Here is a 16375-nt window from a genome sequence, read left to right as displayed (position 1 = left end):
GCTTGGGGGGCTTTAAAAGGCCTTTTCCGCAAAATGTTCCACGTGGAACATATGCATTTTCCTTTTCCTGCAAAACATTTGTTCCACGTGGAACAATCCATATAAAAACGCCGGGCGGATGTTCCACGTGGAACATCCGCCCGGCGTTTGGATGGAGAAGAAGGAGAACGCAAGTTTAAAGGGCCGTATACAAACTTTACAAAATTCACAGGAGCACGACTGTGAGAGGCTCTTGTACGGTAAGACGGCCGGCTTAATCTTAAAAATATTCAATTGACGGGCCGGTGTGTCGGAATTCGCACCACATACTCTATGTAATCCGCCTGTTCACGCTTTTCAGCCGTTGCCGGAATACCGCTTCCCGTCATCATCTTTACGGCACGGTCTATGGTATTTACAAAAATACGCACATCCCGCACCATAACAGTGCGCTTCGGTTTTGATTTGTGAGAAAGGACCCGCTCCACCAACGCCTCGGTCTGCTGTACATTATAACCCCGCTCTGCTGCTGTGCGAAGCGCCTTTGTGCGCAGCTCTGAAGTCGGCAGCCGAAGCACCGCCCGTGCATGGCGTTCCGTCAGGTTTGCTTCGGTACAGATATCCTGCTGTTCCTGCGTCAAAGTCAAGAGGCGCAGCTTATTGGCCAGTGTAGGCTGCGCAATACCCAGCCTGCGTGCACCCGCCTCCTGCGTGCAATTCCAAAGATTCAACAGGTCACGTAATGCACGTGCTTGTTCAAACGGCCCCAGCTGTTCCCGCTGCAGGTTCTCCAGCAAACTCAGAGCAGCCGTCTTTTCATCCTCAAAATGATAGATAATCGCGGGGATCGTTTCCATACCCGTCAGCTTGCATGCCCGCAGACGGCGTTCCCCGGCAATCAGCTGATACCGCCCGTCTACTGTAGGGCGGACACTGATGGGCTGCAGCAGTCCGTTTTGCAAAATACTCACCGCCAGTTTTTTGATCTCGCCTTCATCAAATACTGTGCGCGCCTGAAAAGGCGACGGTGTGATTTTTTCAATGGGAAGCAGCCATACCTTCGTCTGTTCCGCTGGTTTCTCTTTCGCCAAATCGGGTTCCTCCTTTGCACGCGGGAAATACGCCGAAAAGTGAAAAGAAAAAAGCGTATCCGCGCCAACATCTTGCAACAAGACAAATTGTAGCACGGATACGCTAATATTTCCAGTTATTTCCATTTACATCATTCGACAACCGGATGTCATTTCAACGGGGCTTTTGCGATTTTGCCGCCGTTTCTTGGGTAAACAGGCGGAGTTTGCGATATTTTTTCATACAAAATAAGCGTCCGGGCCGAACCGTCGGGCAACGTCACATCCTGACGGCCCGCATATTTCCCGCCCAGCTTGGCAACCGCACCCTGCGCGGCATCAATTTCCTCATCCGCGCCGCTGCCTTTCATGGCAATGAACACGCCGCCCCGCCTCAGCAAGGGCAGGCAATACTCGGCCAGCACCGGCAGTGCGGCCACGGCCCGGGCCGTGGCCACGTCAAAGCTCTCGCGCCATTGCTTGCGCGCGGCTTCCTCTGCGCGCTCCTTGGCGAATTCGGCTTCCACGCCCAGCGCACTGCAGGCATATTTCAAAAAATCGACCCGCTTGCCCGTCGGCTCCATCAGCGTCAGATCCAGCTCCGGGCGAAACAGCTTCGCCACAATGCCGGGAAACCCTGCGCCCGTGCCAACATCCACCATACGCCCGCACACCTCCGGGCGCGCGGCCAGCAGCAGGCTGTCGATGAAATGACGGTCCTCAATGCCTTCGGCATCCGTAATGGCGGTAAGGTTTACTTTTTGATTGTATTCCACCAGCAGCGCGGCATATTCGTCCAGCTTCCGTACCACGGGAGCTGCGTCGATGCCGTAAGCCGCCGCCTTCCGGATGAGGCGCTCTGTATCAATCATAGCTTTTATTCCTTTCCCTCACTTCTGCGCCGTTTCGCCAGCTCCACCGCAAGGCAGGCAACATCCGCCGGGCCGACGCCCGGAATCCGCGCCGCCTGCCCCACGGAACGGGGACGTATCTTCGCCAGCTTCTCCCGAGCCTCCAGACGCAAGCCCGTTAACGGCGCGTAATCAAAATCCTCGGGAATCGGCGTTTCTTCCTGCCGTTTCACCGCGCCGATCTGGCTCTGCTGGCGTTTGATATAGCCCTCATATTTGATCTCCGTTTCCAGGCAATAGGCGATAAAGGGCGTGACGTCCGGGTTTTCCGGCAGCATCCGTGCAATGTCGGTATAACGCAACGCGGGGCGTCGCAGAAGCTCTGCGGCCGAGGCCCCGCTTGTGAGAAGCGGTTCGCCTTTTTCCGCAAGGACCGGGTTCGCATCCGCAGGACGCACAACCACTTTTGTCAGGCGGGCAGCTTCCTCCCGGCGCACGGCCCGGCGATGGTTGAACTCCGCCCAGCGCGCGTCGTCCACCAAACCAATCTCCCGGCCCAGCGGCGTGAGCCGCTCGTCGGCGTTGTCCTGCCGGAGATACAGGCGGTATTCGCTGCGGCTCGTCATCATGCGGTAAGGGTCCAGCACGCCCTTCGTCACAAGGTCGTCCACCAGCGTGCCGATATAGCTTTCCTGCCGTTTAAGCACAATGCCCGGCCTGCCCTGTACCGCGCGCGCCGCGTTGAGGCCCGCCAGCAGGCCCTGAGCCGCCGCTTCCTCGTAGCCGGATGTGCCGTTGAACTGGCCCGCGCCATACAGGCCGCGTATCTCCTTGAACTCCAGCGTGGGTGCAAGCGCCGTAGGGTCAGCACAATCATACTCGATGGCGTAAGCCGGGCGCATGATCTCCAAATGCTCGAAGCCCTCTATGGTACGGTACATTTCATTCTGCACAGCCTCGGGCAGGCTGGAGCTCATACCCTGCAGGTACATTTCCTCGGTGTCCAGCCCGCACGGCTCCACAAATATCTGGTGCCGCGGCTTTTCCGCAAAGCGCACCACCTTGTCCTCAATAGACGGACAATATCGCGGACCGACGCCCTCGATCTTTCCGCCGTACAACGGGCTGCGGTGCAGGTTCGCATGGATAACACGATGCGTCTCCTCATTGGTGAAGGCTATATAGCAATCCACCTTATTTTTCATCTCGCTCTTTGTCAGAAAGGAAAAAGGCTGGATGCTCTCGTCCCCGGGCTGGCGGGTGAGCTTTGAAAAATCGATGCTGCGCCGGTGTACCCGGGCCGGCGTTCCGGTCTTGAAACGGCGCAGCGGCACGCCCGCGGCGCGCAGGCTCTCTGTCAGCGCGCAGGCGGCATGCTGGCCGTCCGGCCCGCTGGCATAGCTGGCCTCGCCCACAAAAATACGGCCGCCCAGATAAGTTCCTGTCGCAACGATCACGGCGTCAGCCCTGTAATATCCGCCCAGATGCGTGCACACTCCGCACACCGCGTCGTCCCGGATGTCCACAGCCGTGATCTCGGCCTGCTTGACTTCCAGATTCTGCGTCTTTTCCAGCAGCTGCTTCATATAGGCGTGGTATTTGCGCCTGTCCGTTTGCACGCGCAGGGAATGGACGGCCGGCCCTTTTCCCATGTTCAGCATGCGGCTCTGCAAAAAAGTGGCGTCCGCCGCAATCCCCATCACACCGCCCAGCGCGTCGATCTCCCGCACAAGATGTCCCTTGGCCGTGCCTCCGATGGACGGATTGCAGGGCAGATTCCCGATGCCGTCCAGCGTGAGCGTGAACAGCGCCGTCTTCGCACCCAGCTTCGCCGCGGCGCAGGCGGCTTCTATTCCCGCGTGCCCTGCACCGATGACCACAACTTCATAACCGCCTAAAATATCCAATGTCCGTTTGCCCCGTTTCTTTGTCCGGCCTGCCGCTCAGCCCTTTAAGCCGCGCGCCTGCCGGTCCATATCCTCCACCACGATATCGAAAATTTCCCCCAGTCCCGCACAATATTCCAGTACCTGCCAGGGTTCGTTTGTGTGAAAATGTATTTTGATGAGATTTTCATCCCCCACGGCCAGCAGGCAGTCGCCTTTAAAGTGCCGGATGAAATGGTCGTGCACCGTGTCCTCATCCAGGTTTTCGCCCTCGATCAGGAGCTGTGTGTCATACCGAAATTCCGTCATACTGCAGTTCTCCTGTCTTATTCTTTCGCTTTCTACCCACCGGCCCTTTTCTCATACAGCTCCTTCACGGCTGCAAGGCCGTCCAAAACCTCCTGACGGGAAAAATCAGCCGCTTCCAGCGCCGCGTCCGTCCAATGCTGCAAATCGGCATAGAACTGCACAGCCACCTGCAAATATGCCGGGTCGGGATGAGCTTCCACTTCGTCAAACAGCAGATTTTCCGCGCTGTTTGCATCGCCCTCCTCCAGCATGGCACACAGGCGCTTATAAAGCAAACCGCTCTCCAGTACATTGCCCTGTTCGTCGAACAACGGAATCGTCTCTTCGGTTTTGACGAACAGCACTTTCCCCAAAAAACGGGCCATATCCTCGATCTGACGCATCAGATAATCATTCGCCGCCATACCGGTCCTCCCTTTGGATGGGCCTGCCGATGCCCAGCGCGCGCCGCCACTCCGGCGCGGGGCCGTCATCGCCCCAATATTCATCCAGGCGGACGATTTTTCCGTGCCGGAACGTAAAAAATGACGCGGCGTGGAAAGAAGTTCCATCCGGACCGTATACCCGCACGGCTGTTGCCGCCGCATCCGCCAGTGCATGGACACGTTCTATCTCTATCCGCCAGTTCCCGGGATATTCACGGTTGGCCCGCACAAATTCCTCTGCGGTGAAGCACTCGTCGGTGTTATGCCAGAAAATCAGCGCACCAGGCAGGAAATATGCGGCCAGCGCATCCCACCGCTGCGCGCCGATATCCGCCCACAATGCCTGTGCCAACGCAGCAGAATCCATTTTTCCATTCCTTTCCGAAAGGTCGTCTTTCCGTGCGCTTTGTTTTCTTGTAAAGAAACGACCAAAATATAATACAATTTGTAATATTATAATATAATTTCAATTATTGTACTTTATTTACCGACACAAAACCTAGAAAATACTTCGTCGATCACATCATCCCCGGCATTTTCCCCAGTCAATTCGTACAGCGCACGCAGAGCGTCATCCACGCATACGCCCGCTGCGTCCAGCGTGTATCCGCCGTTTACAGCCTCCAGCGCGTCCGCAAGCGCAGCCTGTGCTGTGCGGGCGGCAGCGAGCTGGCGCTCATTTGCCAGAAGCCCTGCGTCGGGGTCCGCTTCCGCCAAATGAAGCGCGTCTGTGACCGCCTGCTCCACCGCCGGAAGAAACGCCGCGTCCTTCGCGCTGATGTTCACCACCGTGCTGAAATAAGGCCGCAAACTTTCTTCATCCGCCTGCTGCGGCAGGTCCGTTTTATTGAGGATCGCCACGGCCGGCCGGCCCGCGCACTTTTCCGCCAGCGAAAGATCGGCGGGGGAGAGAGGCGCGGAGCCGTCGAACACTGCAAGGACCAGGCCGGCGCGTTCCAAGTGGCGGTAGCTGCGGCGGATGCCTTCCGCCTCCACCAGATCGTCGGTGTCCCGGATACCCGCCGTATCCGCCAGAAGCAGACGAACCCCGGCCAGCTGGATCTCCTGCTCCACCACGTCCCGTGTGGTACCCGCCACGGGCGTAACGATGGCACGCTCAAAACCGGAGAGCAGGTTCAGCAGCGTGCTTTTGCCCACGTTTGGGCTGCCGATGATGGCTGTGTCCACACCGCGGCGCAGCACCGCGCCCGCATCATAGCCCGCAATCAGCTTATCCAGCGCTGCCTTCGCGCACCCGAGGGAAGCTTCCAGCGCCCCCATCGAAAGCTCCGGTACATCTTCCTCCGGATAATCCGTATAGGCAGCGATATGTCCGGCGAGCGACACAAGGTTTTCCTGTACAGATTTTATCTTTGCGTACAGCGCTCCTTCCATGGCGGCAGCGGCGGCAGCGGCGGCCTGCCGGGAGGTAGCGTTGATCAGATCCATTACAGCTTCCGCCTGTGTGAGCGAGATACGCCCGGACAAAAACGCGCGTTTTGTAAATTCGCCCGGCCCGGCCGGAGCTGCGCCAGCCGCACAGCAGGCGCGCAGCAGGCGCGCGCTCACGGCGCTGCCGCCGTGGCAGGAAAGCTCCACCACATCCTCGCCCGTATAGCTGTGAGGCGCGCGGAAGCAAAGCGCTACCACCTCGTCGCACAGCGCCCCGTCCTCCACAAAATGGCCGAACAGCGCTGTATAACCCGACGCGGCACGCAGGCTTTTATTCGGATTTTTGGGCCGGAATACCGCTTCGGCCACGCTGTAAGCCCCGCTGCCGGAAATACGCACGACGGCGATGCCCCCCACGCCCGGCGGCGTAGCAATGGCCGCGATGGTCCCATTCTGCTGCACCAAGGCCCGCATGCCCCTTTCTTTTCAAATTCGTTTTATTGTAGCACAAATGTACAAATACCTCAAGAAAATCCAACAATGCCAATTATAGTGGATTTTGTTTTAATATAAAAAAATTTTCCGCAGTAAAAATCATTTTATCATATATTGAGATGAAATTATTCTATTCGCTGCTTGTGTAATTTCGTTTCCGGTAAAAGTTATTGTTCCTTCATGAGACACATAAATCATCCACCTTCTTGAGGGGTCATAGTAAAATGTTTCTACGTACCAAGGGAAATTATATCCTATGCCATCTTTTTCATAAAGCAACCTTATCATATATTTTTTTTAAATCTTGGATTATTCATTTGATTCTGAAAAGAATCTGCAACACAAATTTTGCAAGTATGTAATACCCTTTCGATTTGTTCAATACAATTCTCTTTATATATTCTATCAAGGTCATATGCAATGACGGAAATATTTTTCTGCAGTTTACAAAAGGGAAACCAATATTTAAAATTTCCCACTGCATACTTTCCAAGCTCGTTAATAAATTTCTCTGCTCTATCCTGAACAGTAATTTTTTTCATATCAGCCACCCATTCAAAACAGCCAATACACAAACCCATCTGAAAATTCCAGACCCAGCTTTTTCTGCAGCTCCATAGAAGCCGTATTGCCCTCAATGACTTGACAATAGGGGATAGCGCCCTCCTTCAGTGCGCGGCGGATGGCTCCCGCCTCCAGGGCGTAGCCAAGGCCGCGCCGCCGATAAGCCGGCAGGACCTCCAGCATACCGATGCTGCCTTCCTCGTGGATGCCAATGAAGCCCGCCAGCACGCCATCCAAAAATGCGCCCGTCATTGCGCCCGCGGCAAGGCGTTCCGCTACATAATCTCGGCCCGGCGCCATGTGATAGTGTTCAAACACAAGGTCTGTATGGCTTTCATCCAGAATGCGCAGTTCCACGCCCGGCACGGGCGCGGGCGGCACAGGCCGCAAATACCGTGCCTGACGGCACTTTTGTCCGCCTGTACAGCCTGTTTCCTCCCGAAGAAGGCGGGCACACAACGCACCGTGGGCCACATAAAGCCCGGTGCGGGGCAGATGTTCCAGCGCCGCGCGCGCCTCCCGCTCTGTTTCGGCGCAAAGCACCGCCGCGCCGCTGACACGCTCATGCATGGCCAGCGCGTGCTGTGTGCAGTATAAAACATCCGCCGTGCCCCGGCGCAGCATCTCCAAAAGATCTGCATTGCCCACAGGCTCCGAGGCAAGGTACTCCGCCGCTGTCACGATACGGCCTCCTTTGATCCGAATAAAACAGGGAAAGCCGTCCGGGCGGGAGAGAAGCGCTCCTCTCCGCGCACGGGCGGCCGTATGTCGCTTTTTTGCGCCCTCTTACCGCTTCGTGCCCTTGAAGATTTCCACTTCAGTGGCGGGCAGATCGCTTTTAAAGCTGTGCTCGTCGCGGCGCAGGTTTCCGCAAAGGCAGGTCTCCTCGCCCTTGGCATCCAGAGGCATGTAATAGCCGCACTGCACACAGCGCGCATACAGGCCCGGCTTACGTTTAAACTGCTTTGCCATAAAGCCCGTGGCTTTTGGGCCGTGGCCCACATAAGCAAAATTCATGCTTTTTTTCAGTGCCTCCTGCTGGGCGGCGATCTGTGTTTTGTCTACATTCCAGTTTTTCATATCCATAGGACGCTTCTCCTTTTACTGTTTCTCGCCGCCGTCCAGTTCTTCGGCGCCGATGTTTTCTTCAAAGGCGGAAACCGCCTGTTCCACTTCTTTTTCCATGGTTTCCTTGTCCAGGCTCATCGCCTCGGCCGCCTCCTGGAGCACTTCCTTCAGCTCCGACGGCTCGCCGGGCTTTTTCGGCGCCGTTACGGCAAACCCGACGGCCAGCACCAGCAGCACCACCTTCGCCGCCATGCCGAGATAGCCCGGCGTCAAACCATTCGCCAATTCCTGCCCGAGGGTGGACAGGCCGGAAAGGATCAGATTGACCTCCAGATCATAGTACACCGCAATAAACAGCAGATAGAACAGCGCGCTGCCCGCAAGCACCTTTTTGCCCACGGGAGAAAGCACGCCGTCTCGGCTGAACAGCCACACGCACGCGGCCGCAAAAACGGGCGCGGCCGCGATCTCCGCCAAAACCATAATGGGCACGCCCGTGAGCGCGGCATTGTTCATCATGTACCGCACAATGAACATCTGAAATACGGCCAAAACTCCGAACAGCACCGCTGAGATCTGTTTTCCCTGTTTCAAAAAGCAACCCTTCCATCCTTATTTTTTCCCCGGCCGGGGGACGGTTCCTTGCTGCGGCTGCTTTTCAGCCGGGCTCTTTTCTGCCGGAGCGGAAAGCTTACTCGCCGTCCTCCGGCGCCGCGTCCTCTTCGCCGGCGGCATTCTGCGCTTCCTCAGCCTCCAGAGCCGCCAGCTCTTCGGCGGAAAGCTCCTCCTCGGCGCCGTCGTCCTCGGGCTTTGCGGTCTCCTCCTCGTCGGAATGCTCGGTGCGGGCAACCGTCACCACGCGGTCGCCCTCGCCCAGGCGCATCACGCGCACACCCGAACCATAGCGGCTCTGCACGTTGATATCCTCCACATGCATGCGGATGATGATGCCCTCCAGGCTGATGAGAATGATATCGTCGGTGTCGTCGATGACCTTAAGCCCCGCGACGTGGCCTTTGCTGCCGTAGTTCCGGATTCCCAGGCCGCCGCGGTACTGGGTTCGGTAATCCCGCACGTCCGTGCGCCGCCCCTTGCCTTCTTCCGTAACGGTGAGCACCGTTGCGCCCTCACGTACGACACCCACGCCCACAACGCTGTCGCCCTCTTTCAGGCGGATGGCGCGGACGCCTGTGGCCGTGCGGCCCAGCGGACGGGCGTCGTTCTCACTGATGCGGATGGCCATGCCGTTCCGCGTCGCAACGATCAGCTCGTCTTCGCCGCTGGTGATACGAGTCCACGCAAGGGAGTCTCCCTCGTTCAGGTTGATGGCGATAAGTCCGTTTTTGCGGATGTTGCTGTAATTTGCCAGAGCCGTGCGCTTGATGACGCCCGCTTTTGTGACCATCGTCAAATAGCCTTCGGCGTTGTCGCCGCCGGGCACGCGCAGCATGCTTGTCACCTGTTCGCCGTCCTGCAGAGGCAGCAGGTTCACAATGTTCACGCCGCGGCTGGTACGGCTGCCCTCGTACACCTGGTATCCTTTCAGCCGGTACACGCGGCCCATATCCGTTACAAACAGGATATAGTCATGCGTAGAGGCAAGGAACAGCTCTTCCACAAAATCTTCATCCTTGCGGGACAAGGCTGTGATGCCGCGGCCGCCGCGGCGCTGCGCCTGATACGTATCCGACGGCTGCCGCTTGATGTAGCCTGCGTGCGTCAACGTGAACACGCTTTCCTCCTCGGGGATGAGATCCTCAATATCCACTTCGCCGGAGACATGGGCAATCTCGGTACGGCGGTCATCGCCGTACTTTTCACGCATGGCGTTCAGCTCATCCTCCACCACCTGCAGCACCTTTGCATCGTCGGCCAGAATGCCGCGCCAGTCGTCGATCTTCGTATGCAGGTCGCCCAATTCGTTCTCTATTTTCAAAATCTCAAGGCCCGCCAACTGGCCCAGTTGGAAATTGACGATGGCTGTTGCCTGCGGGTCGTCAAAACCGAATTTTTCCATGATGGCGGCTTTTGCCTCGGGCTTGCCGCCCTTGCACGCGCGAATCGCGGCGATGATCTCATCCACGATGTCCACGGCACGGCGCAGGCCCTCCAGAATATGAGCGCGCTCCTCGGCCTTCTTCAGGTCGAACTGGGTGCGCCTGCGGATGACCTCATCCTGAAACGCCAGATATTTCTGAAGCATCTCTTTGAGCGTCATTACCTTGGGCACGCCCTTGTCCAGCGCCAGCATGATAACGCCAACGGTGTCCTGCAATTGAGTAAAGCGGTACAATTGGTTGAGCACCACCTGGGGGTTCGCCTCGCGCTTGAGTTCCACCACCACGCGCATGCCTTCGCGGTTGGATTCGTCGTTCAGGTCGGAAATGCCGTCGATCCGCTTTTCTTTCACAAGGTCCGCGATGTTTTCGATCATGCGCGCTTTGTTCACCATATAGGGGATCTCGGTGATGATGATCTGAAAACGCCCGTTGGATTTTTCTTCGATGGCAGCACGGCCGCGCAGCGTGATTTTGCCGCGGCCCGTGGCATATGCGGCACGGATGCCGCTGCGGCCCATAATGACGCCGCCGGTGGGGAAGTCCGGCCCCTTGATGTGCTCCATCAGGCCGGCCAGGTCGATGTCCGGGTCATGGATCAGCGCGACGATGCCGTCGATGACCTCCCGCATGTTGTGGGGCGGAATATTGGTGGCCATACCCACGGCAATGCCGCTGGAGCCGTTGATGAGCAGGTTCGGCACGCGGCAGGGCAGCACGCTGGGTTCCTGCTTGGACTCGTCGAAGTTCGGCACGAAATCCACGGTATCCTTTTCGATATCGCGCATGAGGTCCACGCTCATCTTGCTCATGCGGGCCTCAGTGTAACGGTAGGCGGCAGGGGGGTCGCCGTCCACAGAACCGAAGTTTCCCTGTCCCTCCACAAGCGGGTACCGCATGGAGAAATCCTGCGCCAGACGCACCATCGCGTCATATACGGATGCGTCGCCGTGGGGATGGTACGAGCCCAGCACCGCGCCGACCGTATCGGCGGACTTTTTGGTGGGATGAGACGGGTCGTTGCCGCGCTCGTGCATCGTGTACAGAATACGCCGGTGCACGGGCTTCAGGCCGTCGCGCACGTCAGGCAGCGCGCGGGCCGTGATGACGGACATCGAATAGTCGATGAAGGCGGACTCCATTTCCTCCTTGATGTCCCGGACGATGAGCCTCGTCCCTTCGGTTATCGTGTTATCAATCATGTTATCTTCCTATCTTTCAAAGGCACTTGTGCGCCGTGCTGCCCTGCAGCCGTGCGCTTTTTATACGGCATTGTCCGACGGGCCACGCCGTCAGACATCCAGATTCGCGTACTGGGCGTTCCTTTCAATGAACTCTTTGCGCGGCTCCACCTTGTCGCCCATCAGGATTGTGAACGCCTCGTCGGCGGCCATCGCGTCCTCGATGGTGATCTGCACGATCACACGGTGCTCCGGGTCCATCGTGGTCTCCCAAAGCTGTTCGGGATTCATTTCGCCAAGGCCTTTGTAACGGCTCACCTTGGTGCCCTGGCCCATCTCGGCGGAGATCTGGCTCATTTCAGGCTCGTTGTACGCGTAGCGTACCTGCTTGCCCTTCTGCAGCTTGAACAGCGGCGGCTGTGCGATATACACATAACCTCCTTCAATGAGCGGACGCATATACCGGAAGAAGAACGTGAGCAGCAGCGTGCAGATATGGCTGCCGTCCACGTCGGCATCGGCCATGATGAATACCTTGTGGTAGCGCAGCTTGGAGACGTCGAACTCCTCGCCCAAGCCGCAGCCCAGCGCCGTCACAACAGGAGTAAGCTTATCGTTGCCGTAAATTTTGTCAATGCGCGCCTTTTCCACGTTGAGCATCTTACCCCACAGCGGAAGGATAGCCTGTATTTTGGAATCGCGCCCCATCTTGGCGCTGCCGCCGGCGGAATCGCCCTCCACGATGTAGATTTCTGTTTTCGTGGGGTCCTTCTCACGGCAGTCCGCCAGCTTGCCGGGCATACGGCTGTTTTCCAGCGCAGACTTGCGGCGCACCAGCTCGCGCGCTTTTTTGGCGGCCTCGCGGGCACGGGCGGCCTGCATGGCTTTTTCATAAATGGCCTTTGCCACCGCCGGATTTTCTTCAAAAAATTCCTTCAGCTTGTCGTACACGATGCCGGAGACAAGGCCCCTTATCTCGGTATTGCCCAGCTTCGCCTTTGTCTGTCCTTCGAACTGCGCCTCCGTCAGCTTCACGCTGATGACGGCTGTCAGGCCTTCGCGCACGTCCGAGCCGGAAAGGTTGTCGTCCTTCTCCTTGATATAACCCTTTTCACGGCCGAAATCGTTGAACACACGGGTGAGCGCGGATTTAAAGCCCTCCTCATGGGTACCGCCGTCCGGAGTGTTTACATTGTTTGCAAAGGAAAGGATCAGCTCGTTGTAGCTGTTGTTATACTGAAGCGCCACTTCGGCGATGGAGTCGTTAAGCTGCCCCTTCAGATATATTACGTCCGGGTGCAGCACCTCAAGCTGCCGCTTTTGGTGGATGTGGTCCACAAAGCTGCGGATGCCGCCCTCGTAGCACATGCTCTCCTGCTTTTCCTGCCCGGCGCGCTCGTCCGTCAGCGTGATGCGCACGCCGGCATTCAAGAACGCCTCTTCGCGCAGGCGTGTGTTCAGAGTGTCATAATCGTAGTCCAGCACCTCGAACATCTCAGGGTCCGGCTTGAACGTGACCGTCGTTCCGTTCGGTTCGTCCGTGGGGCCCAGATTCTGCAGGTCGGCGTCAGCCACACCGCGCTTAAAACTCTGTTTGTATGCCACGCCGTCCTTGCGCACCACGACATTGAGCCATTCGCTCAGCGCGTTAACGACGCTGGCGCCCACGCCGTGCAGACCGCCGGCGACCTTGTACCCGGAATTGTCACCGCCAAATTTGCCGCCCGCGTGCAGGATGGTGAATACCACGGTAACAGCCGGGATGCCCAATTTCGGCTGGATATCCACAGGGATGCCGCGGCCGTTGTCCGTTACGCGGATGATATTGCCCTCCCGGATATTGACCTCGATATGGTCGCAGAAGCCGGCGAGCGCCTCGTCGATGGCGTTGTCCACGATTTCGTACACCAGATGGTGCAGGCCGCGCGGCCCGGTGGAGCCGATATACATGCCCGGGCGCTTGCGGACGGCCTCGAGGCCCTCCAGCACCTGGATCTGGCTGCCGTCGTATTCATGCTGCGGATGTTGCTGTTCTGACATGACACATTCTCCAAACTTATAATTTTTCCGCCGTCCGCCACAGGGGGCGGGCGGGGAAAGAGGTGGTATTTCAAACGCGGCGCGGGCTTTACACGAAGAAAGCCGCGGCGGCGCGGAACCTGGGAGCCGCTCTATTTTCCGGCGGCTCCCTATTTTTCGATGTTGCTGATGCCGTCCACATACCCGCTGCGCTTTTTCAGCGTGCCCGCGGAGATCTGGCTGATGTATACGGCGGGCGATTCTCCCGTAGTTACGATAAAGCTTTTGGGCAGCTCACCCGTCACAGTTACCACACGGCCTGCTTTCTCGGCGGCCGCAAGATAATCGCGGGTGTGCCGGGAAAGCGAAGCAGTGTCCAAATCGAATATCCCGAGGATGTCCCGGGTGCGCACAATGCTCTCCTGTCCGAGATGAAGATACATAAAAACCTCCGTTTTTGGGTGATGCGTTTTGTGCTGCAGCCGCGCTTTTACAGCGCGTGCAGTATGCCGCCCTCCATGCGGTATACCCGGCCGCTGGTTCTGCGGAACAGATCCGGATCACAGGCGGTAACGATGGTCTGGCGGTGCTCCATTCGGCTGAGCAGGTAAGACTGCCGCGTTTCATCCAGCTCGGAAAGCACGTCGTCCAGCAGCATCACAGGATGCTCGCCCGTGATTTTTTGCGCGCCCGCAGCCTCGGCCAGCTTCAGGCTGAGCACAGCGCTGCGCTGCTGCCCCTGGCTGGCGAAAACCTTTGCCGCCCGGCCGTCGATGGAAATGGAAAAATCCTCCCGGTGAGGTCCCGCCGTACAGAAGCCTGCCGCGATGTCCCGCGCCCGGCTTTCCCGCAGCACGGGCGCAAGGCCCTTTTCCGGCTCGAAAGACGGCTCGTACTGAATGGCCAGCGTTTCGCTGCCGCTGGCGATGTCCCGGTATGTCCCCGTGATCTCCGGCTCGATGAGCGCAAGATATTCCTGTCTTTTTGCGCTGACAGCCGCACCGCTCTCGGCCAGCTTTTCGTCGAACACATCCAGCAGACCGTTCGCATCCGGCGTCTGCCAGTAGCTTTTCAAAAGGGCGTTCTTTTGCGTCACCAGCCGGGAATACCGACGCAGAAGCGTCACATAGCCCGGATAAAGCTGACATAACGCTGCATCCAGAAAACGCCGCCGTCCCTCCGGACTTCCCTTCACGAGGCTCAGGTGGCCGGGGTCGAACACAACGGCCGTGAATGTTCCCGCCGCGTTGGCCGCGCGCCCGTAATCCACGCCGTTGACGCGCACAGTGCGCGCCTTGCGCGCGCCCGGCTGCCCGCCCACAAAAACGCGGATGCGGCTCTCTTTGCCAAAGCCCTGCGTTTCGCCCTCCGCAACGGCGTATCCGGCATTTTCACGAATTAGTTCCGCATCCTTTGCGCCGCGGAAGCTTTTGCCTCCGGTCAGCAGCCACACAGCCTCCAGCAGATTTGTCTTGCCTTGGCCGTTTTTTCCGCAGATGACGGTCAGCTCCCGGCCTGGCTCAAAACGCGCCGCCGGAATGTTGCGGTAATTTTCGACCTCCAGAGCTTTCAGGATCACGCGCCAGCTACCTCGATTTCACTTCCGCCGAAGGAGACGCGGTCGCCCGGGCGTATTTTTTTGCCGCGCATGGTGCAGGTCTCGCCGTTCACACAGACGAGTCCCTCCTGTACCACGGACTTGGCTTCGCCGCCCGTTTCACACAGGCCCGCGTATTTCAGCAGCGCGTCCAGCTTGATGAACTCGGTATGGATGACGATACGGTCAGTCATTTTTGAACCTCACAGGCAGAACGAGGAACAAAAAGTCGCCGCCGTCCTTGGGCAGTACTTTTACAGGCGAGAGCGGACCGCTCACCTCAAACACCAGCTTGTCGCAGCGGGAATACCGCAGTGCATCCAGCAGGTAACGGTTGTTGAAGCCGATCTCCACAGGTTCACCCTCAATTTCTGCATCCAGTTCGTCGACAACCTTGCCCAGCGTTGTCTGACATCGCACGGTGATGTTGCCGTCGAAGGTGATGCGCAGCGGGTTTTTCAGACGCTCGGTGATGATGAGGCTTGCGCGCTCGATGGAATTTGAAAAATCACGCACGTCCACGGTAACACGGGTGTGATAGCCCTCGGGGATGACGCGCTTGTAATCGAGAAAATCCCCTTCGATCAGTCGGCTGATGACCGTGTAGGTGCGGGAAGAAAACACCACAAAACGGCGGTTGGCCGCAATGTGGACCACCTCGTCGTCGTCGGTGAACAGCTTGATGGCTTCCGCCAGCGTTTTGGCCGGGATGATGATGTTGATGTCTTTTGCGGCCTTTACGGGTTTTTCGATGATGGCCAGCCGGTAGCCGTCCAGCGCGACGACTGTCAGCTTATCCGGTTCTATGGCGAACAGTTCGCCGGTGTGGGCGGGTTTTTTGTCGTCTTGGGAAACGGCGAACAGCGTGGTCTCCACCATTTCGCGGAAAGTGGGTGTTTCCAGGTCCAGCGTATGGTCCGCGCCGGGGCTGGGCAGCTCGGGGAAGTCGCCGGGGTTCATACCCATGATATCGAATTCCGTAATGCCGCCCTTGATGGTGGTGGCGTTTGTTTCGGTGGCGGTTATCTCCACTTCGCTGCTGGACAGGCGGCGCACCATGTCGCCCAGCAGTTTGGCTGAAAGCACGACCTCGCCCGGCTCCAGTACGTTTGCCTCGATGCTTGTGGTGATGCCCATTTCCAGGTCGTAGCCGGTAAGCGTCAGGCTGAAGCCCTCAGCTTTCATCAGGATGCCTTCCAGCACCGGAATGGAGCTGCGCTGGGTGACGGCTTTGGACACGCCTGCCACGGCGTTAGACAGCAGGGTGCGGTCACAGATCATTTTCATGAGGAAGTTCTCCTTTGTTTGGATTTTTGAAAAATAAGCCTAAAAGAGAAATATGTGAATAGACGTAGTAATAGGGGCTGTGGATTTGTTGAATGTGTTTGATACATGCGCATTCCGCCGCGGTTTTTTCCAGGTTTTTGGGGCGTGAAAACGGTGTTGAATTTTTGTTGGATTTCAACACGGAGAATTTTAGGG

The 16375-nt window shown here is 57.8% G+C and carries 17 protein-coding genes; all 17 read right to left on the bottom strand.

The window, feature by feature from the left end; all coding sequences use genetic code 11:
* Positions 1-269: 269 nt before the first annotated feature.
* The 17 genes from TQ39_RS09280 to dnaN all read right to left on the bottom strand — a co-directional run bounded on the left by TQ39_RS09280 (position 270) and on the right by dnaN (position 16180).
* Positions 270-1070, bottom strand: a complete 801-nt coding sequence (locus TQ39_RS09280) for a ParB/RepB/Spo0J family partition protein (protein ID WP_050005371.1) — start codon at positions 1068-1070, stop codon at positions 270-272.
* A gap of 149 nt (positions 1071-1219) precedes the next feature.
* On the bottom strand, positions 1220-1921 hold the full coding sequence (gene rsmG / locus TQ39_RS09275; RefSeq protein ID WP_009323687.1) for a 16S rRNA (guanine(527)-N(7))-methyltransferase RsmG: 702 nt from the start codon (positions 1919-1921) through the stop codon (positions 1220-1222).
* A 5-nt stretch (positions 1922-1926) separates the two neighbouring features.
* Positions 1927-3807: a tRNA uridine-5-carboxymethylaminomethyl(34) synthesis enzyme MnmG gene (gene mnmG, locus TQ39_RS09270; RefSeq protein ID WP_050005342.1), complete on the bottom strand. Its 1881-nt coding sequence runs from the start codon at positions 3805-3807 to the stop codon at positions 1927-1929.
* A 36-nt stretch (positions 3808-3843) separates the two neighbouring features.
* Positions 3844-4095, bottom strand: a complete 252-nt coding sequence (locus TQ39_RS09265) for a kinase to dihydroxyacetone kinase (RefSeq protein ID WP_050005341.1) — start codon at positions 4093-4095, stop codon at positions 3844-3846.
* 32 nt (positions 4096-4127) lie between these two features.
* Positions 4128-4499, bottom strand: a complete 372-nt coding sequence (locus TQ39_RS09260; RefSeq protein WP_050005340.1) for a DUF6483 family protein — start codon at positions 4497-4499, stop codon at positions 4128-4130.
* Positions 4486-4887 carry a nuclear transport factor 2 family protein gene (locus tag TQ39_RS09255; RefSeq protein ID WP_009323691.1) on the bottom strand — a complete coding sequence of 134 codons (402 nt, stop codon included), beginning with the start codon at positions 4885-4887 and terminating at the stop codon, positions 4486-4488. The genes TQ39_RS09260 and TQ39_RS09255 overlap by 14 nt, the downstream gene beginning before the upstream one ends.
* A gap of 113 nt (positions 4888-5000) precedes the next feature.
* Complete coding sequence (gene mnmE / locus TQ39_RS09250; RefSeq protein WP_009323692.1) at positions 5001-6386, bottom strand: tRNA uridine-5-carboxymethylaminomethyl(34) synthesis GTPase MnmE; 1386 nt, start codon at positions 6384-6386, stop codon at positions 5001-5003.
* Positions 6387-6691: 305 nt separating this feature from the next.
* The gene (locus TQ39_RS20845; protein WP_139056073.1) at positions 6692-6949 is read right to left on the bottom strand and encodes a hypothetical protein; all 258 of its coding nucleotides are present in this window, start codon (positions 6947-6949) and stop codon (positions 6692-6694) included.
* Positions 6950-6962: 13 nt separating this feature from the next.
* Positions 6963-7652 (bottom strand): GNAT family N-acetyltransferase, encoded by a 690-nt coding sequence (locus TQ39_RS09245; protein WP_009323693.1) that lies wholly within the window; start codon positions 7650-7652, stop codon positions 6963-6965.
* A gap of 105 nt (positions 7653-7757) precedes the next feature.
* Positions 7758-8057 (bottom strand): hypothetical protein, encoded by a 300-nt coding sequence (locus TQ39_RS09240; RefSeq protein WP_009323694.1) that lies wholly within the window; start codon positions 8055-8057, stop codon positions 7758-7760.
* Positions 8058-8072: 15 nt separating this feature from the next.
* Entirely contained in the window at positions 8073-8633 is a 561-nt protein-coding gene (locus TQ39_RS09235) for a hypothetical protein (RefSeq protein ID WP_050005339.1), read from the bottom strand.
* A gap of 97 nt (positions 8634-8730) precedes the next feature.
* Positions 8731-11298, bottom strand: a complete 2568-nt coding sequence (gyrA, locus tag TQ39_RS09230; protein ID WP_009323696.1) for a DNA gyrase subunit A — start codon at positions 11296-11298, stop codon at positions 8731-8733.
* Positions 11299-11388: 90 nt separating this feature from the next.
* Entirely contained in the window at positions 11389-13317 is a 1929-nt protein-coding gene (gyrB, locus tag TQ39_RS09225) for a DNA topoisomerase (ATP-hydrolyzing) subunit B (RefSeq protein WP_050005338.1), read from the bottom strand.
* Positions 13318-13466: 149 nt separating this feature from the next.
* Positions 13467-13739: an extracellular matrix regulator RemB gene (gene remB, locus TQ39_RS09220; RefSeq protein ID WP_009323698.1), complete on the bottom strand. Its 273-nt coding sequence runs from the start codon at positions 13737-13739 to the stop codon at positions 13467-13469.
* A gap of 47 nt (positions 13740-13786) precedes the next feature.
* Positions 13787-14875, bottom strand: coding sequence for a DNA replication/repair protein RecF (recF, locus tag TQ39_RS09215; RefSeq protein WP_050005337.1), 1089 nt, complete (start codon positions 14873-14875; stop codon positions 13787-13789).
* The gene (locus TQ39_RS09210) at positions 14872-15087 is read right to left on the bottom strand and encodes an RNA-binding S4 domain-containing protein (protein ID WP_050005336.1); all 216 of its coding nucleotides are present in this window, start codon (positions 15085-15087) and stop codon (positions 14872-14874) included. Before TQ39_RS09210 ends, recF begins: the two co-directional genes overlap by 4 nt.
* The gene (gene dnaN, locus TQ39_RS09205; RefSeq protein WP_050005335.1) at positions 15080-16180 is read right to left on the bottom strand and encodes a DNA polymerase III subunit beta; all 1101 of its coding nucleotides are present in this window, start codon (positions 16178-16180) and stop codon (positions 15080-15082) included. Before dnaN ends, TQ39_RS09210 begins: the two co-directional genes overlap by 8 nt.
* Between the last annotated feature and the right edge of the window lie 195 nt (positions 16181-16375).

The sequence above is a fragment of the Ruthenibacterium lactatiformans genome, from assembly GCF_000949455.1.
Taxonomy (GTDB): Bacteria; Bacillota; Clostridia; order Oscillospirales; family Ruminococcaceae; genus Ruthenibacterium; species Ruthenibacterium lactatiformans.
This window is presented reverse-complemented; position numbering and strand designations above follow the sequence as displayed.